At 32.1% G+C, this 22,559-nt stretch carries 20 protein-coding genes; 15 read left to right on the top strand and 5 right to left on the bottom strand.

All coding sequences use genetic code 11. From position 1 onward, the window contains the following. Positions 1-10 precede the first annotated feature (10 nt). From CCE28_RS06795 to CCE28_RS06735, 13 genes are all read left to right on the top strand, one after another. Entirely contained in the window at positions 11-1,246 is a 1,236-nt protein-coding gene (locus CCE28_RS06795) for a methylaspartate ammonia-lyase (RefSeq protein ID WP_095132288.1), read from the top strand. Positions 1,247-1,266: 20 nt separating this feature from the next. After that, positions 1,267-2,109 (top strand): fumarate hydratase, encoded by an 843-nt coding sequence (locus tag CCE28_RS06790; protein ID WP_095132286.1) that lies wholly within the window; start codon positions 1,267-1,269, stop codon positions 2,107-2,109. Positions 2,110-2,119: 10 nt separating this feature from the next. After that, positions 2,120-2,677 carry a Fe-S-containing hydro-lyase gene (locus CCE28_RS06785; RefSeq protein ID WP_095132284.1) on the top strand — a complete coding sequence of 186 codons (558 nt, stop codon included), beginning with the start codon at positions 2,120-2,122 and terminating at the stop codon, positions 2,675-2,677. Between the two features lie 4 nt (positions 2,678-2,681). Further along, positions 2,682-2,960 (top strand): citrate lyase acyl carrier protein, encoded by a 279-nt coding sequence (gene citD, locus CCE28_RS06780; RefSeq protein WP_095132283.1) that lies wholly within the window; start codon positions 2,682-2,684, stop codon positions 2,958-2,960. Next, a complete protein-coding gene (locus CCE28_RS06775; protein WP_095132281.1) occupies positions 2,953-3,840 on the top strand; it encodes an HpcH/HpaI aldolase/citrate lyase family protein in 888 nt (295 codons plus the stop codon). The genes citD and CCE28_RS06775 overlap by 8 nt, the downstream gene beginning before the upstream one ends. Beyond that, positions 3,837-5,372 (top strand): citrate lyase subunit alpha, encoded by a 1,536-nt coding sequence (gene citF / locus CCE28_RS06770; RefSeq protein ID WP_095132280.1) that lies wholly within the window; start codon positions 3,837-3,839, stop codon positions 5,370-5,372. Before CCE28_RS06775 ends, citF begins: the two co-directional genes overlap by 4 nt. 5 nt (positions 5,373-5,377) lie before the next feature. Continuing rightward, entirely contained in the window at positions 5,378-6,397 is a 1,020-nt protein-coding gene (gene citC / locus CCE28_RS06765) for a [citrate (pro-3S)-lyase] ligase (RefSeq protein ID WP_095132278.1), read from the top strand. A 10-nt stretch (positions 6,398-6,407) separates the two neighbouring features. Then, positions 6,408-6,908 carry a citrate lyase holo-[acyl-carrier protein] synthase gene (citX, locus tag CCE28_RS06760; RefSeq protein WP_095132276.1) on the top strand — a complete coding sequence of 167 codons (501 nt, stop codon included), beginning with the start codon at positions 6,408-6,410 and terminating at the stop codon, positions 6,906-6,908. Positions 6,909-7,495: 587 nt separating this feature from the next. Then, complete coding sequence (codB, locus tag CCE28_RS06755) at positions 7,496-8,779, top strand: cytosine permease (protein WP_095132274.1); 1,284 nt, start codon at positions 7,496-7,498, stop codon at positions 8,777-8,779. 25 nt (positions 8,780-8,804) lie between these two features. Beyond that, positions 8,805-10,082, top strand: a complete 1,278-nt coding sequence (gene codA, locus CCE28_RS06750; protein WP_095132273.1) for a cytosine deaminase — start codon at positions 8,805-8,807, stop codon at positions 10,080-10,082. 272 nt (positions 10,083-10,354) lie between these two features. Beyond that, positions 10,355-11,383, top strand: coding sequence for a LacI family DNA-binding transcriptional regulator (locus CCE28_RS06745; RefSeq protein ID WP_095132271.1), 1,029 nt, complete (start codon positions 10,355-10,357; stop codon positions 11,381-11,383). A 14-nt stretch (positions 11,384-11,397) separates the two neighbouring features. Next, the gene (locus tag CCE28_RS06740) at positions 11,398-12,516 is read left to right on the top strand and encodes a tRNA-dihydrouridine synthase (protein ID WP_095132270.1); all 1,119 of its coding nucleotides are present in this window, start codon (positions 11,398-11,400) and stop codon (positions 12,514-12,516) included. Between the two features lie 51 nt (positions 12,517-12,567). Continuing rightward, positions 12,568-14,361, top strand: coding sequence for an aminopeptidase P family protein (locus tag CCE28_RS06735; protein WP_095132269.1), 1,794 nt, complete (start codon positions 12,568-12,570; stop codon positions 14,359-14,361). A gap of 108 nt (positions 14,362-14,469) precedes the next feature. Here CCE28_RS06735 and CCE28_RS06730 read toward each other — a convergent pair whose 3' ends face one another. Then, positions 14,470-16,077 carry a vanadium-dependent haloperoxidase gene (locus tag CCE28_RS06730; RefSeq protein ID WP_176461701.1) on the bottom strand — a complete coding sequence of 536 codons (1,608 nt, stop codon included), beginning with the start codon at positions 16,075-16,077 and terminating at the stop codon, positions 14,470-14,472. A gap of 227 nt (positions 16,078-16,304) precedes the next feature. Next, positions 16,305-17,633 carry an MATE family efflux transporter gene (locus tag CCE28_RS06725; protein ID WP_095132268.1) on the bottom strand — a complete coding sequence of 443 codons (1,329 nt, stop codon included), beginning with the start codon at positions 17,631-17,633 and terminating at the stop codon, positions 16,305-16,307. A 209-nt stretch (positions 17,634-17,842) separates the two neighbouring features. Between CCE28_RS06725 and CCE28_RS06720 the strand changes: the two genes are divergently transcribed. After that, positions 17,843-18,700, top strand: a complete 858-nt coding sequence (locus CCE28_RS06720) for a MerR family transcriptional regulator (RefSeq protein WP_095132267.1) — start codon at positions 17,843-17,845, stop codon at positions 18,698-18,700. 294 nt (positions 18,701-18,994) lie between these two features. Next, positions 18,995-19,975: an aromatic acid exporter family protein gene (locus CCE28_RS06715; RefSeq protein ID WP_095132266.1), complete on the top strand. Its 981-nt coding sequence runs from the start codon at positions 18,995-18,997 to the stop codon at positions 19,973-19,975. 148 nt (positions 19,976-20,123) lie between these two features. On the opposite strand, the gene CCE28_RS06710 is transcribed toward CCE28_RS06715, so the two are convergent. The 3 genes from CCE28_RS06710 to CCE28_RS06700 all read right to left on the bottom strand — a co-directional run bounded on the left by CCE28_RS06710 (position 20,124) and on the right by CCE28_RS06700 (position 22,281). Beyond that, the gene (locus tag CCE28_RS06710; protein WP_095132264.1) at positions 20,124-20,756 is read right to left on the bottom strand and encodes a YgjV family protein; all 633 of its coding nucleotides are present in this window, start codon (positions 20,754-20,756) and stop codon (positions 20,124-20,126) included. A 265-nt stretch (positions 20,757-21,021) separates the two neighbouring features. After that, positions 21,022-21,780, bottom strand: coding sequence for a YwaF family protein (locus tag CCE28_RS22990; protein ID WP_408607018.1), 759 nt, complete (start codon positions 21,778-21,780; stop codon positions 21,022-21,024). Between the two features lie 27 nt (positions 21,781-21,807). Then, on the bottom strand, positions 21,808-22,281 hold the full coding sequence (locus tag CCE28_RS06700) for a MarR family winged helix-turn-helix transcriptional regulator (RefSeq protein ID WP_095132260.1): 474 nt from the start codon (positions 22,279-22,281) through the stop codon (positions 21,808-21,810). Positions 22,282-22,559 lie beyond the last annotated feature (278 nt).

Raw genomic sequence — 22,559 nt, 5'->3', positions numbered from 1 at the left:
AGAAAATAAAATGAAAATTATAGATATAATATGTTCAGAAGGAAGAACGGGCTTTTACTTTGATGATCAGAGAGCTATTAAAAAGGGTGCAAAAACTGATGGTTTTGCGTATGTTGGAGAAACAGAAACGGAAGGATTTACTGAAATTAGACAGGCAGGAGAATCCATATCAGTTATGATTATTCTTGAAGATGGTCAAGTGGCTTATGGAGATTGTGCAGCTGTTCAGTATTCAGGCGCAGGTGGAAGGGACCCGCTATTTTTGGCAAAGGACTTTATACCAGTAATCCAAGAGGATATAAAGCCCCTATTAATAGGAAAAGACTCTAAGGAATTTAGAAATTTAGCTGAAATGATAGATGGACTTTCTATTGCTGGTAAGAATCTTCATACGGCAATTAGATATGGTGTAACTCAAGCCCTATTAGATGCTTCAGCTAAGGCAAGAAGAAAAACTATGGCAGAAGTTATTCAAGAAGAGTACGACATCAATAGTGAATTAGTGAGAGTACCAATATTTACTCAATCTGGAGATGACAGATACAATAATGTGGATAAGATGATTATTAAAGGTTCAGATGTATTACCACACGGTCTTATAAATCACGTTGAAACTAAATTAGGCAAGGACGGAAGTAAATTATTAGATTATGTGAAGTGGTTAAAGAATAGAATTAGTAGTATGGGTACTAGTGATGATTATAACCCTGTACTACATATAGATGTATACGGAACAATTGGTATTGCCTTTGACAATGACTTAGAGAAAATGGTAGATTATTTTCTATTACTTGAAGAAGCGGCAAAACCTTTTAAATTAAGAATTGAAGGACCTATGGATGTGGAAGATAGAGAACTTCAAATGAAGGCATTAAAGGACTTAAGATTTGCATTAAGAGAAAAAGGATGCCAAGTGGAGCTAGTTGCAGACGAATGGTGTAATACTTTTGATGATATTAAGCTTTTTGTTGATAATGAAGCTGCAGACATGGTTCAGATAAAGACTCCAGACCTTGGTGGTATTAACAATATAGTTGAAGCTATTATTTATTGTAAAGAAAGAGGCATTGGAGCTTATTGTGGAGGAACATGCAACGAGACAGAAAGATCTGCTCAAATTTGTACTAACATTGCCATTGCATGTGGAGCCGATCAGTGTCTAGCAAAGCCAGGTATGGGTGTAGATGAAGGTTATATGATTGTATTCAATGAAATGAATAGAGTACTAACATTAGCTAATCGTTAGAAGCATAGGAGATGAATAAGGTGAGAGAGGTTCATGTAAGACTTATAACAGATGAAGTTGAAAGGATGTGTATCCATTCAAACAAGCATTTATCCAAAGATGTGGTGACGTGTTTGGAAAAAATGAAGGATGAAGAGACTTGGCCAAGTGCAAAGGACATTTTAGAACTAATTATTCAAAATGCTGAAACAGCCTCAAATACACATGTTCCCATGTGTCAAGATACGGGATTAGTTGTGGTATTTTTAGAAGTTGGTCAAGAGGTCCAATTTAAGGGTGGATACATTGAAGATGCAATTAATGAAGGAGTTAGAAGAGGTTATGATAAAGGACAGTTAAGAAAGTCAGTGGTTCGTGACCCTCTTACTAGAGAAAATACGGGAGATAATACTCCTTGCATTATACATCATAAGATTGTTAAAGGAGATAAAGTAAAACTCACTGTAATTCCCAAGGGCTTTGGAAGTGAGAACATGAGTAGAATATATATGCTAAAGCCATCTCAAGGTGTTCAGGGTGTTATTGAGTCTGTTTTGGAAACAGTTGAAATAGCAGGTCCAAATCCTTGTCCTCCCATTGTTGTGGGAGTTGGTATTGGTGGAACCTTTGAAAAAGCAGCACTTCTTGCTAAAAAGGCATTAATTAGACCCCTTGGATCAAGTAACGAAGATTCTTACTATGCTCAGTTAGAGGAAACTATTTTGAATAAAGTAAACGATTTAGGTATTGGACCCCAGGGATTTGGAGGAAAAACAACGGCTTTAAAAGTCCATATTGAGACTGCACCTACCCATATTGCAGGTTTACCCGTTGCCATAAATATTGGCTGCCATGCCTATAGACATATGGAAGTAACAATTTAGGAGGAGAAATATGAAAAAGATTCAAACACCATTAACGAAAGAAATACTCAGTACTTTAGAAGTTGGTGAGAAAATCCTCCTAAGTGGTGTGATTTACACAGGAAGGGATGCAGCTCACAAAAGATTAATAAAATCACTAGAAGATAATAAAAATGCTCCCTTTCAATTAGAAGGTCAGTTAATCTATTATGTGGGGCCTACTCCAACTCCTGAAGGGGCTATTATAGGTTCAGCTGGACCTACAACAAGCTATAGGATGGACGAATTTACTCCAACTTTATTGGATAAAGGTATCCTTGGAACTGTAGGAAAAGGAAAAAGATCAGATTATGTGATTGAAAGTATAAAGAACAATGGTGCTGTATACTTTGCAGCCGTAGGTGGTACGGCTGCTTTAATGGCAGAATGTGTTAAAAAATGTGAAGTTATTGCTTATGAAGATTTAGGGACGGAGGCTATCCGTAGGCTTGAAGTTGAGGATATGCCATTAATAGTTGCTGTTTCATCAAAGGGTGAAGATTATTATAAATTAGGTAGAAAAAACTATCTAGAAATGAAAAGTAGGTGAAGTTATGAAAATCCTTAATCCATCAAGGGCTGGTTCCCTGGAATCAAATGATATCTTTGTAATGGTTCACCCAAGCAATGAGGGGATAAAGATTGACTTACAAAGTAAGGTATATCATCAATATGGTAAGAGAATTTTAGAAGTTATTAAGGCTACTATAGAAGAATTAAATATAACCCATGGTCACTTTATTGTTAAAGATAGTGGTGCACTAGATTATACAATTAGAGCACGAGTTACTACAGCTATTGAAAGATCTATACAAGGAGGTTCCCATGAGTAGAATAAGAAAGAGTATGTTATTTATACCAGGGAATAACCCTAGTATGATTCAAAATGCAGGTGTATTTGGTGCGGATAGTGTTATCCTTGATCTTGAAGATGCAGTGAGTATGGATGAGAAGGATTCGGCTAGAAACTTAGTATACAATGGATTAATGGCTTTGGACTTTGGGGCATCTGAAAAAGTAGTTAGGATAAATCCTCTAGATACGCATATGGGTATTAAAGATTTATCTTTCATATCAAAGGCGAAACCTGATGCTATATTAGTTCCAAAGGCAGATGAAAAGTCTATTAAACTATGTTGTTCAATGTTAGATAATATTGAAAAAGAAATGAACTATAATCATGGACAGATTAAGATAATCGCATTAATTGAGACTGCATACGGAGTAGAAAAGTCTTCAGATATAATTCAAATATCTGATAGAGTTGAAGGAATTTTATTAGGAGGAGAAGATTTAACTGCTGATTTAGGTGTTCATAGAACACTTCAAGGTGATGAAATATTTTATGGGAGAACAAGACTTGTTATGGCTGCTAAGGCCTTTAATAAACAGGTTATTGATACGCCATTTACTGATGTAAATGACAATGCAGGATTAAGAAGTGATTCACAACTTGCAGTTAAGCTTGGATTTACAGGAAAAGCCTTAATAAATCCTCGTCAAATAGATATTGTCCATGAAGTATTTTCTCCTACTGAGGAAGAGATAAAGTGGGCAACGGATGTACTTAAAGAATGGGAAGTGGCTAAAGCTAAAGGTTTAGGAGTATTTTCCTTTAATGGAAAAATGGTTGATGCTCCAATTTTATCTAGAGCAAAGAATACTTTGAAAAAAGCGGGCCTTGAATTGGAAACAGGGGGTGACCTTATATGATTAACGAAGTAGGAAGAGAGTTACCTGAGTATATTGAAGGATATGGTCAGGTAAAGCCTTTTCAATATGCTTTAGATAATGATGTTGTTATAAAAAGGAAAAATATACTTAATACATACAATAAATCAAGTGAAGGAAAATATGTAAATAGTATAAAAGAAGTTTTATTAAAAGCAAATATTAAAGATGGAATGACTATTTCTTTTCACCATCACTTAAGAAATGGTGATAAGGTACTTAATCATGTTTTACAAGAAGTTGCAAACATGGGTATTAAGGATATTAAAGTAGCTGCTAGTTCCATATTCCCTATTCACAAACCATTAGTAAAATTAATAGAAGATGGTGTAGTAACACAAGTTATGGCAAATTACATATCAGGACCAGTTGCTGATGCCATATCATCAGGAAAACTAAAATATCCTGCTATTATGCATACCCATGGAGGTAGAGCTAGATCCATTGAAAGTGGAGACCTTAATATAGATATAGCTTTTATAGGAGCGCCCACTTGTGATACTTATGGTAACATAAATGGAGTACAAGGAACTTCCGCATGCGGCACTTTAGGATATGCTGTTGCTGATGCCATGTATGCAAACATAGTAGTTGCAGTTACAGATAATTTAGTTGAATATCCAGCTGAATACGTGGAAATTAGTCAGGAATATGTGGATTATGTAACTACTCTTGAAAGTATTGGTGATCCAAGTGGTATTGTATCTGGTACAACCCAAATTACGAAAGATCCAATAGGTTTAAAGATTGCATGTGACACAGGAAAAGTAATTGAGGCCGCTGGATTTTTGAAAAATGGATTATCTTTTCAAACTGGAGCAGGAGGTACGTCTTTAGCTGTAGCCCATTTCTTAAAAAAGATGATGCATGAAAAGGATATAAAGGGAAGTTTTGCTTCAGGTGGAATAACGGGTTATTTGGTAGATATGTTGAATGAAGGATATTTTAGAACACTTGTTGATGTTCAGTGTTTTGATTTAGATGCCATTAATTCATATAAAGAAAATAGAAATCATCAAGGAATGTCAGCATCTAAATATGGTAATCCTCACAACAAGGGAGCCGTAGTAGATCAATTAGATGTAATGATATTAGGGGCTACAGAGATTGATTTAGACTTTAATGTTAATGTTACTACAGGTTCAGATGGCCGTATAATGGGCGGATCGGGAGGTCATAGTGATACAGCAGCTGGTTCAAAACTAGCAATTGTGGTGACTCAGTTGATAAAAGGTAGGATTCCAATTGTAAAGGATAATGTTACTACCGTTACAACTCCAGGGAGGTCAATAGACGTATTAGTAACAGAGAGAGGTATTGCAGTTAATCCAGAAAATAAAGGTTTAGCTGAAAAGCTAAAGGATGCAGGGTTAAATGTGGTATCCATAAAAGAGTTAAAGGAAATGGCAGAAAAAATAGCAGGTAAACCTGAAAAAATAGAACAAAAGGATGACATAGTTGCAATTGTTGAGTATAGGGATGGTACTGTAATAGACCTAGTGAAAAGGGTGTAGATTGTATGACTAATTATTCCGTATCTGAAATGAATAATAATGATTTAGATCATGTGATTAATATTTTAAAAAGTTCAAACTTAGTTCTTAATGATGGTATGACATATACGGCTGTGTTAAAGCATGGTGATACTCCAATTGGAACATGCTCCTTTGAGGGAGATGTTATAAAATCCTTTGCAATTAGGCCTTGTTATAGGGCTTCAGGTGGTGCAGCTATTTTACTTACCCATATTATAAATAGGATGTTTGACGAGGGAATTTATAATATGAAGCTCTTTAGTTCTTCGGAAAACAGGCACATATTTGAATCATTTCAGTTTAATTGTATATGTGATACGGGTAAAGTTATTCTTATGGAGTCCTCTTTCATAGGCATAGAATCTTATATAAAATCCTTAAAAGAAACTTTAGGCGAATACAAGGGTACACGAAGTGCCATTGTGATGAATTGCAACCCCTTTACCCTAGGTCATAGAATGTTAATAGAAAGGGCTTCTAGGGAAAGTGACGAGGTTATTGTATTTGTACTTGAAGAAGACAAATCTATATTTCCATTTAACGTTCGTATGAAATTAGTACAAGATGGTATTAAGGATCTTAGTAATATAAAAGTTATACCTAGTGGTCCCTATATGGTTTCATCGGCAACATTTCCTGAGTATTTCATAAAAGACTCTTCAGTGAGAGCGGAAGCAAGTGCAGAATTGGATGCCCACATATTTGGGTCTATTATAGCTAAATCAATAGATATAACAAGAAGATATGTTGGTACAGAGCCCTATTGTCAAACCACAAATCTTTACAATAATTCTTTGATGAAGGTTCTGAGTAAATATGATGTTGAGCTAAAAGTTGTTGATCGAAGAACTTTTAATGAAAAACCCATAAGTGCAACAAGGGTTAGGGAGTATTTAAGGGAAGGAAACATGGATATTTTAAAAAATCTCGTACCTAAATCAACATTTGAGTATTTAGTATCTGATGAATTAGATAGCATCATTAATAAGATTTTAAGTGAGTAGGTGCATATGATTGAATAGTATAGATAGAATATTATCAGATAGGGAAAAGCGTTTTGAAGATTTAATGGACTTAATCCATTATCACAAGAAAACTCTAATATGTGGAAGAATCAATTATCCAGGTTCAGATAAAAATAACTATTATGCTTTGAAGGCTTTTAAGTATCTTGAGAAACTATTGGATAATACATTTACTAAAAAAATCTCATACAAAGGAACTAGACAAGGTTATGATGGCCCTTCATTCATCTTAATCCTAGATGAGGAAGATCATATTATTAAAGAAAAAGCCATGGAGCTGGAACATGAACATGTTCTTGGAAGGGTATTTGACATAGATGTTTATACGAAAGAAGGAATGCCCCTATCCAGACTAGATAAAAATGCATCTCCTAGGTCATGTGTTGTATGTGGAGATTTAGTTTATAATTGTATGATTATGAAGAAGCACGATTTACATGAGGTACTAGATTCCATTAATGGATTGATAGAAGATCTACCTCATATATGAGGTATTATAAGAATGTATTAAAAGTTGTAGAAAACCTAGATATGAATAGATATCATACTATTCATATCTAGGTTTTTTTACTTCCTAGGAAATTACAAATTTTTGAAACTGTTGATAAGTAAAAAAATGAAGGGGGTGTGGGGGAAGAATTCCCCTGCCTCTTTAAAGGAGGGGACAGATTGCGTTAGCATACGCCCGCGGGAACCATAGAGTTCCATAAGGTCGCATACGTAGTATGCCTTTTTTACCATAAAGATTTATATAATTATAACTAAGTGGCTTAAAGGTCTAAACTCTTCTGATGTAAACATGTCATATCATTTTGAAGGTCTTCATCACTAATTTCTAAATATGTATATAGTCAAACATTCCTTCTACATTTCCTTTTTTAATCAAATTATCATTTTCATTCTCTATGAACACTTTGAAGATAAGAGGTATAAAAATTTGTGTAATAGAATACAAATATAAATGTAACTAGTTACAACAGAAAAATCACATAATTATCGCACATATTAACTTATACATTATATTTTTTTTCTCGATTATGTAACTAGTTACATAATGAAGAATAAGGAGGAATGAAAATGTCAATAGAAGAAAAGTCAGTAGCTCATGATGATTATGCCTTAGAACCCGTACCAGAGAGTGCTAGAAGAGGTCTAATTTCCATGTCTACAGTTATGCTTGGATTCACATTTTTTGCGGCTAGCATGTGGACTGGTGGAACTTTAGGAATGGGATTTAGATTATGGCCAGATCTTATTTTAGTAATAACACTTGGGAATTTAATTCTTGGAGTTTATGGAGCTTTTTTAGGCTATGCTGCTGCAAAAACAAATCTTTCAACCCATATATTAGCCAGATATGCTTTTGGAATAAAAGGATCAAAATTACCATCATTTATGTTAGCTTTTACCCAAATTGGATGGTTTGGTGTAGGCGTTGCTATGTTTGCTTATCCAATTAATAAATTTACTGGGGTATCTATTATTCCTTTGATTATAATTGGCGGTATATTAATGACTGCCACAGTGGTAATTGGATTTAAGGCCATCGAGTGGATTAGTAAGATTGCAGTACCTGCTATTATTCTTTTAGGGTGTATGTCTGTTGGAAAGGCTATTATCAGTGGAGGAGGTTTACAATCGTTGTTGGCAGTGCAGCCAGAGCAGAAATTGACGGTAGCAGTAGGAACTGCATTAACAGTAGGGTCCTTTATTAGTGGTGCCACTTTGACTCCAGATTTTGTACGATTTGCTAAGACAAAACAAGTTGGTGTTCAAGCCACAATTATTGGTTTTACCTTCGGAAATAGTTTAATGTTTCTCTTTGGAGCTATTGGTGCCATAGCTACAGGTCTTTCAGATATTTCAGAAGTTTTGGCAGCTCAGGGACTACTGGGAGCTGGAATTGCCCTGTTGGCTTTAAATATATGGACGACAAATGACAATGCACTCTATGCTTCAGGACTTGGCCTTGCCAATATTACAGGACTAAAGAGGAAACATTTAACCATAGTTGCTGGAACTGTTGGAACTGTTTTTTCCATATTTTTATATAATAACTTTGTTGGATGGTTGACCTTTTTAAGTGTATCTTTACCTCCAATAGGTGGAATTATCATTGCAGATTTTTATTTAAGATGTAAAAGAGAATACCCTTCTCCAAAAGAATATGAATTTAAACAAGTAAATTGGGCGGCTATGATTGCCTGGATTGTTGCAATTATTGCATCTAGCATATCTCCTGAAGCAGGTATATTTAGTATTACACCACTAAATGCAATTATAACAGCCATTGTTGTACATGTGATTGCATATGACTTTATTTATGGAAAGACTGTAGAAACAGAAACTCACATTAAATAATCATTAATAAAAGGGGGAAGTTATTTTGGATCTAGTAATTAGAAATGCTAAACTTAGAAAGGAAAAAGAGTTAGTAGATATTGCAATAAAAGACGGCAAAATTGTAGCTATAGAAGAGAAGATGGACGTTAATGGAAGTAAAGAAATTAATGCAGATGGAAATTTAGTGACACCGTCTTTTGTAGATCCACATCTACACTTAGATGCAGTTTTAAGTGTAGGAGATCCAAGATATAATATGTCTGGAACATTATTAGAAGGGATTCAGATTTGGGGAGAGAGAAAGCCACATTTAACGAAAGAAATTATTAAAAAAAATGCAATAGAAGCTATTAAATGGGAAGTAGCTAATGGAACATTAAAAATAAGAACTCATGCAGATACAACTGATCCCACATTGCTTACAGTAGAATCATTAGTAGAGGTTAAAGAAGAAATGAAAGATTTAGTGGACATTCAAATAGTTGCCTTTCCTCAAGATGGTATTTATACATTTGAAGATGGAGAAAGGTTAATGGAAAAAGCTATGGAAATGGGAGCTGATGTGGTGGGTGGTATCCCTCACAATGAATTTACTCGAGAAGATGGAGTAAAAGATGTTGAGTTTGTCTTTAACGTAGCTAAAAAATATAATGCACTAATTGATATACATGTGGATGAAACTGGAGATGACCAATCTAGATTTCTAGAAGTAATGGCAAAACTCACAATAAATAATAATATGCAAGGATTAGTTACAGCCAGTCATACTACTGCCATGCACAATTACAACAATGATTATGCCTTTAAACTTATTGGTATCTTAAAAAGAGCAGAAATGAATATGATTACAAATCCATTTGATAATTCTGTTCTTCAAAATAGAACTGATGGTTATCCAAGAAAAAGAGGGCATACTAGAGTAGATGAGTTAATAGCTAGAGGAGTAAATGTTAGTATTGGGCATGATTCTATTATGGACCCATGGTATCCACTAGGTAAGGGTAGTATGTTACAAGCTGCTAACTTACTACTTCATACTGCCCACTTAAGTGGATATGATCAAATTTCTGATTTGTTTGATATGATTACTATTAATTCTGCCAAAACTATGAACATTGAAGATGAATATGGAATAGAGGTTGGAAAACCTGCAGATATGATTGTATTAGATGCTGATAATGAAATGGATGCGATAAGATTAATGAGTGAGTGTATATATGTAATTAGAAGAGGAAATATTGTGGCAACTACTAAACCTTCTGAAAGAGTAGTAACCTTTAAAGGAGCAGCAGAAAATATTGATTTTAAAATAAGAAAATAGAATTGAATACATATAATAATTTAATTAAATAGATAAATAACCATTGGACTATGAGGAGTAATTACTCATAGTCTTTTATTTTATGGTTATAAAAGGAAGTTAGAAAATTATTAGAGGTTAGTAAAAATAATTTGGTTCACAATTCCAATAAACATTATTTAAAGGATGTAGAAGTTTTTAATCAAAAAGTTTATTAATTTTTGAAAGGATTTGTAAAGGATATAATCAAATATAGTAATGTAATGGGTTACATCAAGTGAGGTGAAGAAATAATGAATATTAAAGATGTGGCCAAGAAAGCCGGAGTTTCTGTTGCTACCATATCAAGGGTATTAAATCATCCAGATACTGTATCTCCTACTACCAAAGAACATGTATTAGCCATCATGAAAGAACTAAACTATACTCCAAATTGGTTTGCTAGGGGGTTAAACCTTAATAAAACAAATGTAATAGCTTTATTAATTCCCAATATATTAAATCCTATATATACTCAAATTGCAAAAGGAGTGGAGGATATAGCCCATCAAAAAGGTTATAACATCCTTTTATGTAATACTGAAGAAAATGAGAGTAAGGAGAGAGAGTATATAGAAATGTTACTAAAGAGAAAAGTAGATGGATTAATATTAACGGCTAGCCTTTTGAATAAAAAAGATATTAATAAAATTAAAAAACGAGAAACCCCATTGGTGATGATTGGGAAAAACAAGAGTAGCGCAAAGGAAAATATGGTTTTTACAGATTATATAGTAGGTGCTTATGAAGCTACAAAACATCTTGTTGAGACTGGATATAGAAAAATAGCGTATATTTCCGGGGTGAAACACCAAATAGAAAATATTGAAAAACAAATAGGGTATGAAAAAGCATTAAAAGAATTTTGTCTTCCTGTAGAAAAAAAATACATAATAGAAGGAAATAATAGCATTGAGGGAGGATATTTAGCAGCAAAAAAACTGATTCAATCAAAGGAAATTCCTGAGGCTATTTTTGCAGCAAATGACTTAATGGCTGTTGGAGCCATGGATGCAATTAAAACAATGGGACTTAGAATTCCACAAGATATTGCTATTGTAGGATTTGACAATATAGACATGTCAGCATTAGTGGAACCTAAATTAACAACCATATCCCAGCCAGTATATAAGATGGGATTAATTGCGGCTCGTCTTTTATTTGATAATATTGAAAGTAATGACGAAGAAGAAAATGTTCAGCAAGAAATATTTTTACAGTCAAAATTAAAGGTACGAAAGTCCTGTGGCCATGAAGATCGACTAAGAGAAATTTTCAATTAGAGGGGGAGTAAACATTGAACTTGTCAGTTAATTTTATGGGAATAGAATTGAAAAATCCACTTATAATTGCAGCAGGACCTTGGACTCGTAACGGAGAGATGATGAAAAAGGCAGTAGATGCTGGCGTAGGGGCTGTAGTTACTGAAACTATTGTTAATGAAATAAGAGCTAATGTAAGGCCTCGATTAGTAGAAAAAGAAGGTGGAATGCAAAATATTGGACTCTACAGCGAATTTACTTTAGAAGAGTGGGAAAATGAGATTGGTTATGTAAAAGAGCAGGGAGGAGTTGTAATTGCAAATATTTTGGCTCAAACTCCTTCGGAGATGGCCTATATTGCAAGTAGAGTGGAAAAGTTCGGTGCAGATGCAATTGAACTTGGGGTTGCATCACCCCACGGAGAAGGGATAGAAGTACTGGCATCTAATCCTTATCAGTTATATGAAATTACCAATCGTGTAGTTGAGAGAGTAAAAATACCAGTAATGGTTAAACTATCTCCCAATGTGACAAATGTGGCAAAGTTAGCAAAGGTGGCAGAAAAAGCTGGAGCCTCTGCTATTAGTGCTATTGATACGGTACGTTCAATTATAGGAGTGGATGTTAAAGCTGGAAAGCCACTATTACCTACCTATGGAGGATATTCTGGTACGCCCATACGTCCTATCGGACTTGCAGCTGTTGCTTCAATTTCACAAGCTATTAATCTGCAGGTTTGTGGTATTGGAGGAATTGAAAATTATTATAATATATTAGAGTATATGATGTTAGGTGCTTCCACGATCCAAATGGGTACGTCTATTATTCTGAATGGATTTGACCATATTGGCAAAGTCATATATGATTTGGAAAAATGGATGATAGATAATAGATATGAAAATTTTGAAGAGATTAGAGGAAAGGCCTTAACTTCTTTAAAATCCTTTGATGAAATGAAGATAGAGCCATATATAGCTCAAACTGAAAAAGAATGTGTAAATGCTCATTGTGAAAAGTGTAAAATAGGGTGTATATATAATGCTATTAAAAAAGAAGGAAAAAAGGTAATTGTTGATACAGAAAGATGTACAGGCTGTGGTTTATGTGTTAGCATTTGTTCGCACAAAAACTTTAAGCTAATATGGAAAGAATAATAAATATATCATTTAAGTAAAATAAACTATCCTAAATGAGGGGGCTTTATTATGAACATTAAAGACAGAATAATTCAATTAAGAAAACATATGAAAGAAAAAAATATGGATGCCTATATAATTCCATCTTCTGATAGTCATCAAAGTGAATATGTGGGAGATTATTTTAAGTCTAGAGAATTTATATCAGGATTTACTGGATCAGCAGGAACTGCAGTAGTAACTGAAGATGAAGCAGGGCTTTGGACTGATGGAAGATACTTTATACAAGCAGAAAAGCAGTTAGAAGGAAGTGGTGTAAAACTATTTAAGATGGGAGAAGAAGGGGTACCAACTACTGATGAATATTTATATGCATCTATACCAACAGGTGGAACACTAGGTTTTGATGGAAGATTAATATCAGCTAAAGAGGGTGTAAACTTAGAAAATAAGTTGGCCGAGAAAGGCATAAAAATATCTTATGCATATGATTTAATAAATAATATATGGGAAAATAGACCATCACTACCCCATAGCAAAGCATTTTTATTAGATATTAAGTATTCAGGAGAAAGCTTTAGTTCTAAGCTATCTAGATTAAGAGAGAAGATGAAAGAAAAAAATGTTACCACTCATATTTTAACTTCCCTAGATGATATTGCCTGGCTGTTTAACATAAGAGGTAGAGATATATTATATAGCCCTGTAATACTTTCTTATACATTAATAACCTTAGATAAAGTATTCTTATTTGTTGATGAAAGTAAATTGAATGATGAAATATTAAAGGTATTAAATACAGAAAATGTTCAGATAAAGCCATATGGTCATATATATGAATTTATAAAAAGCATAAATGAAAATGAACGAGTACTATTAGATAGAAGTAAGGTAAATTACGCCATAGTTAATAATATACCAGCAGGAGTAGAAAAGATAGATGAGATTAACCCAACCATATTTTTTAAAGCACAAAAGAATGAAATAGAAATAGAAAATATAAGAAATAGTCATATAAAAGATGGGGTAGCTGTTACTAAGTTCATGTATTGGTTAAAGAAAAATATAAGAAAGATAGAAATATCTGAAATGAGTGCAGCTGAAAAGTTAGAAGAGTTGAGAAGAGAGCAAGAAGGATTTATAGAGCCAAGCTTTAGTACAATAGCCGCATATAAGGAACACGCAGCCATGATGCACTATAGTGCAACTGAAGAATCTGATTATAAATTGGAACCAGAACATCTATTTTTAATAGATTCAGGTGGACAATATTTTGATGGAACTACAGATATAACTAGAACTATAGCTTTAGGTGAGTTAACAGATGAACTAAAGTTACACTTTACAGCCGTATTAAGGGGGATGATAAATTTATCCATGGCAAAATTCTTACATGGAGTGAGAGGATACAATTTAGACATATTAGCTAGAAGACCAATATGGAATTTAGGTATAGATTACAAGTGTGGAACAGGTCACGGTATAGGATATCTATTAAATGTTCATGAAGATGGGAATGGATTTAGATGGAAGATAAGGCCTGACATATTCGATAGTTCTGTTTTAGAAGAAGGTATGGTAACAACTAATGAACCAGGTATATATGTAGAGGGGTCCCATGGTATTAGAATAGAAAATGAACTAGTCACTAGAAAAGCTGAGAAGAATGAATATGGGCAATTTATGGAATTTGAAGTTGTAACTTTTGCGCCAATAGATTTAGATGCTATAGATGTGGCTGAAATGAATAGGGAAGAGAAGGACTATTTAAACTCATATCATAAGTTAGTCTATGACAAGATATATACTTACTTAAATGAGGATGAGAGAGCATGGTTAAAAGAATATACTAGAGAAGTGTAAAAGGTACTCTAAATGAAGTTAAAATACAAATTATAAGTTAAGGACTATTTATCTTTTCTATAAATTATGACCCCCTTAGAAAATTTTATTTTTTCTAAGGGGGTTATATTAGATTATTATAGTGGTTCCATCAAATTTAGTTAGGGTAAATCCGCTAAAGTGCTCATTGTAGGTATTTTTGTAGTCCTGAAGGATTTGGATAGCTACTGATTCACCTAACTTTAAACCTTCACTGGAATCTGAACGCCAATGGACACCTGCTAGATCTCGACCAATAGATATATTAGAAGCAAGTTTGTTTAATTCCCCACCTATTGTCAATGCCGCTCCTGAATAAGGAAGTAAGGAAAGACCATCTGCACTAGCTACAACCGGGTCAGGAATTATAAATGATTCGTTAAAAAATGCCTTCAGCATAGTGGCACCAGCTCCAGCAATAGTAGCATGACCAGCTGGATAGGCTGGATGGGTAGGGCAACCTTCCGGATAGGCCATAGGTAACAAATAAGTCCCATACTTACTAAATACCTTAGGAAGAGCCTTAGAATTAAATAATTCTGGATTAATGGGATAGCGGGTTGCTCCTGTTAAATTGTTCTCAACACATCCGCCAAAGGCTTCAGGTCGAAGGACACGCTGTACTAAAAATTTCTGATACCAAGCAGCTTCTAGTGCTATCCGTGCTGCTTTTGCAACGAAGTCTAAAATTTGGGCTGCTCCAAAGGTGATAAAACCAACCTGAGTTCTAGAATTAAGATAGGGGTTTCGTGGGTCTAATGCTTTATCTCCGAAACTTAGTAGAATCAAGCAAGCAGTTAGCATACCTTGATAGGTAAAATCTACATGAACCCATTGTCCCAAATCTCGACCATTTCGAATATAACGTGGAAGACAGTCAAAGGTTATTGAATTATTTGGCAGCCCTCCATTTTGGATATTAAGCCATTCATCATAGGAGACCATAAAATCATCCCCAGCCATTGGACTGTCATATCGTTGTACTATTGTCTTGTTGCCAAATGGTACATCTTTATAAAAAAATTGTGAAATATAAGGCCCTATCAAATCGCCAGGTAAATTCCCTCTAAACAATGTTTGTGTAGTAACAACTCCGTCTTCTTTAGGTCCTCGAAAATCCGAAAACTTTGATAGATCAGAAGCAGCAGCAATAGTAAGGTAGTTCGTATTATAATTTATGAAAGGCACATCACGGGTTAGAGCACTCCAATAGTCTTCAGCCATTTCGCTGGCACGCCAAGCGCTACTAAAGGTTGGAGGTATCATAGTGGTCAAATGATGAGAATCAGGTCCTATCAAATCATATGCATAGGAAGCTTGAGGATTAGCAAGTTTCATAACACCTCCTAAAGGAATAGCTTCAAAAATATCTGGATTACCAGTGGTTAAAGCTTTAATAAAGATGTTATATGCATTAATGTCCACTTCTCCTAGTCCATTGTGTGGTAAGGTCTTAGAGAAGTTGCCGATTTTATTTGCATATAAATTTTCATCCCCATTACATGGATGATTTGGAAGGGGGAGATCCTTCTGAAACTGTGCCGCATTCTCACGAATTTCAAATGCCTCTTCCCGACGTTGCAGTGGAGTTAATGGTCCAGTTTCACAGCATTTTCCTAAATTTGAGTTTGTATTTGTAACTTGTCTCTCGTTCATCTTCTTTTTACAAGTTTCCTTTTGATCACTTTCTTGGATCATGTGTTTATCCTCCTATTATTATATAGTTTTTTTATTATGGGCTTGTCTATTTTGCACTATATAATATGTATATTGATTAATGTTGTGCATGTTATTTGAATAAGTGGTGCATAGAAAGATACAAAAAAAGAAGATTATAACTAATTGTATTGTTAAGAATGCAATTAGTTATAATCTTTATAAAGAATGTATCTAATGAATTGTAAAACAAGTAACTAATTATTTACTTATGCAGGCAATAGCTGAGTTTTCTTTACTTTCGTATAAAAGTAAAGTGTGATTATAATGCAAAGATATTCTGATAATGGAATTGTTAACCATACACCATTTAAGCCGATAATAGATGGTAAGGTTAAAATAATAATTGATTTAAATACAATAGATCTGCTAAATGAAATAATTGCTGAATATTTACCGTTATTTAGGGATGTAAAAAAGTTAGATCCAAGGATATTAAAGCCACTAATAAAAAATGTAAAGCTAAAAATAGTAAAGGCTTGTGCAGTCATCTGAATAAGTGTTATATTATCTGTATTAAACAAAGATATAAGTTGAAATTTAAAAGTATTACATATGGCAAAGGCTATGATACTGATAGTACCAATAAGTATAGAAGACATTTTTACAAGCTTGTTAATATTATTAAAGTGATTTGCACCAAAGTTATAACTAAGTAATGGCTGTATACCCATGGAAATCCCAATGAAAATAGAAGATAATAAAAAGTTAACATATAAAATAATAGATATGCTAGATACACCAATTTCTCCAACTGAATTTAAAAGTACTGTATTAAATAAAAAGGTTGTAATGCCAGTAGATAAACTAGATACCATTTCAGATGAACCATTAATCATAGAGTCCTTTAGAAAATTGAAATTGATTTTAGTAAAAATAAAGCGTATTTTAGATTCCTTGAAAGCAAAATAAACAACACCAAACAAACCATTAATGAAAGCACCAAGAATTGTACCAAGAGCAGCACCTTTAATGCCCATATCTAGTTCATAAATGAATAAATAATCTAAAATAACATTTGCAACACCGCCAACAACCGTAGCAAATAAAGAAAGATTAAATTTCCCTTCTAACCTTAAAAATATTTCTGTAAAAAGTTTAATAACAAATCCAATAGATCCTATAAATAATATAAATAGATAATCTGTTGCATAAGGTAATAAATCCTCTTTTGCTCCTAATAATGAAGCAATGGATTTAGTAAAAAACAAGCCGATTACAAAATAAAACAATCCTATAAAGGCAAGTGCATAAATCATGTTACTAAAGTTTTTATTAGCTTTTTCAACTTCCTTTGCACCAATATTAATACCAATAATTGCTGATGCACCAATGACAATCATAAAAATACTTCCAAAAATAAAGTTAAAAGCAGGAAGTGTTACATTAAGAGCTGCAAGAGCAGTACTACCTAATTTTTTAGATACAAAAATACCATCGGTCATTGTATATATAGAAATAAAAACCATAGAAAAAATTGTAGGTAGTACAAACTTTAGATAATTTTTAAAGTTAATGTTTTCAAAATCTTTATTCATATACTTCCTCCTTGTATACTATAATTGATAAATAGTATTATAAACCTTATAGTAACTATAAAGTCAATAGGAAACATTAGATTTATGCTATAGAACCATATAAATAGAGATAGTATAAAAGATGAGTTTATACTTTAATAAAAAAGGGTGTATCCTATTATTGATATTCAAGTAGCATAGGAAGCTAAATAAAATTTTGGAGAGATATTATGAAGAAAAAATATAGAATAGGGGAAATCGCTAAGATTAAAAATATTGATGCTCAAACCCTAAGATATTACGATAAAATGGACATATTATCGCCCGAAATAGTTGATGAGCAAAATTCTTATAGATATTATTCACTAGAACAATTTATTGAGGTCGATCGAATAAAGTTTTATAAAATGTTAGGATTATCTTTGGAAGAAGTAAAAAAATTTAAAGAAATGCATCATTTAGATGAGGCATTAAAAACCCTTAAATCCCAAAAAGAACAGTTTGAAAATAAAATAATGAAAATGCAAGCTGTGGCAAAAAAACTTGAGTCTATTATTGAAACAATAGAAGAAACAAGTATACGCTATGAAACAATTGAAAACCAAATAGAGATTAAAAGTTGCAATCCAATTTATGGTGTTATTGGTGATTGTCAAACAGTCAATGATTGGTATGAATTTGAAACTAAATTACTTGAACTAACAGAGCGTTATCCTAACTATTCTGAAGTTGGACATAATCATGGTATTTCATTTATATATAATGAAAAATATTTACATTGTACTAAAACTGAATACCTGGAAAAAGTAATAATGCCTACAGATGAGGAATTTATTAAGGATTTAAATGTTCAGGAGTATTCACTTGGAAAGTGTATTATAGCCTACCACGAAGGTCCATATTCCAATATGGAAGATACTTTTTCAAGAATAAGAGAATATATTAATAAGAAACAATTACAGATAAGGGGAGATATTATTAAAACATCAATTATTAGTAGCTTTATAGTGAATAATGAAAATGAGTATTTGGTAGAAATAAAAGTACCTATAATCAGTGATGAAGTTATGGATATGAAGAGTATTTAACTATTTTATGTAAGATGTATTAAAGTTGCTGAAGCTATTGAATTTAAGTAAAATGATAGAGCGTTAATTAAATGGTATGAAAATGAAATTAAATTCAACAATGTAAATGATATAAAAATAAATAGACATCTAATAGAGTATTTCTCTGTTAGATGTCTTATATTTTAAAAGTTAGAGATGAAATAAGTTATGTATAAGATTAAAAACTTTAACTGTCTAATACAATATTTTGGATAAAAAAACAGTGAATATTATAAAAAAAATGGGGTAATAAAGAGGTTGAGGTGAAGTTGATTGAAAAATTTATTTTATAGAGGTACAAAGGTAGCCATAGGTTTTATACTATCCATATTTATAGCAGATTTCTTTGGTCTAAAGTATAGTCCCTCAGCTGGAATGATATGTATGATTAGTATTTTAGATACAAGACTTCAAACATATGTCGTAGGTATAAAGAGGCTTATAACATCTATAGCTGCAATAATTCTAGCCACTATTTTATTTCAAGTGGGTGGTCATAATTTAACTGTACTTGGTATTTTTTTGATTATATTTATACCAATATTAACAATCTTCAAAGTTACAGAAGGGCTGACAGTTAGTACAGTTTTAGTAAGTCATATTTATAATATTCAAAGTCTCAGCTTAGATATTATGCTCAATGAGATAGGGTTATTATTAACTGGTGTCATAGTAGCTTTAGGTATGAATCTTCATATACCTAACAAAGAAAAGGAAATAAGAGATATACAATTGGAAGTAGAAGAGTTAATAAAAACCATTCTACACAACATGAAGTTGCAACTATTAAATCAATGTTCTATAGAAGAACAAGAAGATTCCTTAGAAAGGTTAGATCGTATTATATCAAAGGGTTTTGATCATGCTATCAACTTTAATAATAATTTCATATTGAAAGATAATAGCTATTTCATTAAATATTTTCAGATGAGAAGGAAACAATATGAAATTCTTGTAAATATGGAAAAACATTTTGAAAAAATGTTTATTACTGTTGACAAAGCTAAGCTATTAAGTGAGTTTACTGAAAACCTAGCTAACGAATTAAATGAGTGCAATACGGGAGAACACCTTTTAGTAAAGGCAGATTTCATAAAAAAGCATTACCAAGACACTGAATTACCAAAAACAAGAGAAGAATTTGAAAATAGAGCTGTTCTATATCAATATTTCAATGATTTGGTTTACTTTATTGAGATTAAATCAAAATTTATGATGGCAAATTTAGAGATAAAATATTGCAATATAGTATAATATTTTAGCCTATAAGAAGAATTTAGGGAATGAGTTAACAAGAGTGAGTATGTTCATATATTATCCAGAATAAAATTTATTTTTATTATAAATTGACAGGAACTATAGACTGTTTTAGCATCTATGATTTCATAGATGCTAAAATTATCTAAATTATTGATTTTACAAAACATTTTTTGCCTTTTCCTTCTTTTTCTTCAAATCCCATTTTTTTAAGGTATTTAATATGTTCATCCTTTGATGAAAAACTTATAAACTTAGAGTAGCCTTTATCTAGGAAATATTCCTTTCTATTTTCGTAAATGTAGCTTCCTATTTTAAAATCCCTATATTCTGGTATAACAAAATCAAGATCTACCTTTAGAGTATTCTCATCATATTTAGAGCCTATAAAAATTCCCGCTGGTACCATATTTCTTAAAATATAAAAATTTACATCTGAGTTGCTAATATGAAACTGAGATGTACCAGCATACTCTTCTAGTCCCTTTTTATGAAAATCTAAGAAGTAGCTGAAATACTTAGAATCCCCTTCAATGGGAAGCATCTTAAAGTATTCCTTTGATCTATATATCTTTATAAGGTAGTATATGTTAATAGCAGCAATACCTAGATTCATAAATCCTACTGGCAATGCGCCAATTAAAAATCCATATAGAGCAAATAAACCAGATCCTACTAAATTAATCCATCGAAGTTTTAGGATAGAACTCATTAATAGGGATATTAGTACAATGAGAGAAGCTAAATAACCTAACCATTCAAACCAATTAATACTCATTTCAATAACACCTCTTAAAATTAATATGAATTATTATACCACAATAGATTAATTTTAAACCCAGTAATTGAAGGAAAATCTAAGGTTTTTATGTATGAATTGTTTTAAAATAATAAAATAACATCTCTCATGAAATAGGTCCTTCTAATAGAAAATTCAACTAATTTGTATATCTACTAGAAAGGGGTCAGTTTATAGGACTATTTACACTCTAAAAAATTAATGGGACAATACTTAATCATTTAAGTTTGTCCCATTTTATTTATTATATATTGATACTTTTCTGTAGGTTCTTTTCTTTCATACCTAATACAAAGAATGGAATATATAGAATAAAGAAAACGAAAAACATGCCCATTACCATAAATGGAATATAATAAGGGAAGGCTGGCAAATAGTCAAGTATTGTTGGGGTTAATGGTTTATTTCGTAAATAAGAGTAATTTCCATTAACAAAATAATTAATATTCCACACAATGAACAAGTAGATAAAACTCCACTTAAATGTTTTCTTTAAGGATTTAAAATTTGGTTTATATTCATAAGCTATCATCATGAAAAATATTGAGATTAATATACCTCCATGACTAATAAAAAATTGAATATATATCCAATGAGGAAATAAAAAACCACCTGTATCAGGAGTTAAAAGCGCCTGAGATGCTCCCCCCAATCCCCAAAAATAAACAATTTCAAAAAATGAAAAGTCTTCTTTTAGTATCATGAAAATACATAATATAGTAGTTATTCTACATAGGTATAGAGGGAGAGATTCTTGAAGTGTAAAAGTTCCACTTTGAAAAAACCAAAAATGTAGAAAAAAAGTTTGAACAAATAAGATGGATGCTATGATTCGTCCAACTTTTATTCTAGTATGATTTTCTTTCAATTTTTCTCTATGAATAAATAGAAAAATAATTATTCCTAAAATAATACTCAAAGCAAGTACATGTTCCATTGAATATAAACTAAAAGAACCTTGTCTATCCGTTGATGTCCAAAACAATTTCCAAAATAAATTCATATCTATAAGATTAATCATTGTATTAAATTATAGTCCTCCTTTTGAATTTTCATTTAAATCTCTTGCTTTAATAAGTAGGTTTCTTATTAAATAGAACGAATCTGAAAGCTCTTTTATTTCTTTTTCATCTAGTACATTAAATTTGGTAAAAATCTTTTTTTCAGCCTCAAGAATAGAATTTTCAACTAAATCTAGACCCTTCATTGTTAGGTATAAATGAATAATTCTTTTATCAACTTCATCTTGTCTTTTATCTACATACCCAAGTTTGATTAGGGTATTTACGCTTCTACTAGTATTTGGCATGGAAATAGACAGCCGTTTACTTAAAGTGGAAACAGTGGTATTTCCTTCAATATGAATCTCATCTAAGATTCTAAAGAGTAATGGGCTTATTTCTTTAACATTATTATCAATCCTTAAATCCAAGAATTCTTTTTGGAATAAAGGATAAAAATGTACAATATTTGAGATTAATTTATTTATCAATTGTTCATTCATAGTATTGTCCCCTTAATTAATTTGCTTTTTATTAAGCACATGCAATTATAACAAAATACTTAACAAAAAACAATTATTAATTGATAACTAAAATTTTGTTCTGTAAAATAAAAATACGTTTAGTTGTTAATAGCTAAATGATATTTTAAGTAGTTTACTTTAGACTTGAAGGTTTTCTAGTCACTGGAGCAAATTTTTAGTGTAAATGATAAAAATTTTCAATAAACACTTGGAAATTAGATTAAAAAGTAATATAATTATGATTGAACAAACACATG

The sequence above is a fragment of the Anaeromicrobium sediminis genome (genome assembly GCF_002270055.1).
GTDB lineage: Bacteria > Bacillota > Clostridia > Peptostreptococcales > Thermotaleaceae > Anaeromicrobium > Anaeromicrobium sediminis.
The sequence above is the reverse complement of the archived record's forward strand: the minus strand, read 5'-3'. Positions and strand labels throughout refer to the sequence as shown.

Bases quoted from the DNA above. Each gene is read 5' to 3' on its own strand.
- codB (WP_095132274.1), top strand. From the start codon at position 7,496: ATGTCAATAGAAGAAAAGTCAGTAGCTCATGATGATTATGCCTTAGAA.
- CCE28_RS06735 (WP_095132269.1), top strand. From the start codon at position 12,568: ATGAACATTAAAGACAGAATAATTCAATTAAGAAAACATATGAAAGAA.
- citF (WP_095132280.1), top strand. From the start codon at position 3,837: ATGATTAACGAAGTAGGAAGAGAGTTACCTGAGTATATTGAAGGATAT.
- citC (WP_095132278.1), top strand. From the start codon at position 5,378: ATGACTAATTATTCCGTATCTGAAATGAATAATAATGATTTAGATCAT.
- CCE28_RS06700 (WP_095132260.1), bottom strand. From the start codon at position 22,281: ATGAATGAACAATTGATAAATAAATTAATCTCAAATATTGTACATTTT.
- CCE28_RS06785 (WP_095132284.1), top strand. From the start codon at position 2,120: ATGAAAAAGATTCAAACACCATTAACGAAAGAAATACTCAGTACTTTA.
- CCE28_RS06720 (WP_095132267.1), top strand. From the start codon at position 17,843: ATGAAGAAAAAATATAGAATAGGGGAAATCGCTAAGATTAAAAATATT.
- CCE28_RS06775 (WP_095132281.1), top strand. From the start codon at position 2,953: ATGAGTAGAATAAGAAAGAGTATGTTATTTATACCAGGGAATAACCCT.
- CCE28_RS06745 (WP_095132271.1), top strand. From the start codon at position 10,355: ATGAATATTAAAGATGTGGCCAAGAAAGCCGGAGTTTCTGTTGCTACC.
- CCE28_RS06730 (WP_176461701.1), bottom strand. From the start codon at position 16,077: ATGATCCAAGAAAGTGATCAAAAGGAAACTTGTAAAAAGAAGATGAAC.
- CCE28_RS06795 (WP_095132288.1), top strand. From the start codon at position 11: ATGAAAATTATAGATATAATATGTTCAGAAGGAAGAACGGGCTTTTAC.
- CCE28_RS22990 (WP_408607018.1), bottom strand. From the start codon at position 21,780: ATGAATTTATTTTGGAAATTGTTTTGGACATCAACGGATAGACAAGGT.
- CCE28_RS06725 (WP_095132268.1), bottom strand. From the start codon at position 17,633: ATGAATAAAGATTTTGAAAACATTAACTTTAAAAATTATCTAAAGTTT.
- citD (WP_095132283.1), top strand. From the start codon at position 2,682: ATGAAAATCCTTAATCCATCAAGGGCTGGTTCCCTGGAATCAAATGAT.
- CCE28_RS06710 (WP_095132264.1), bottom strand. From the start codon at position 20,756: ATGAGTATTAATTGGTTTGAATGGTTAGGTTATTTAGCTTCTCTCATT.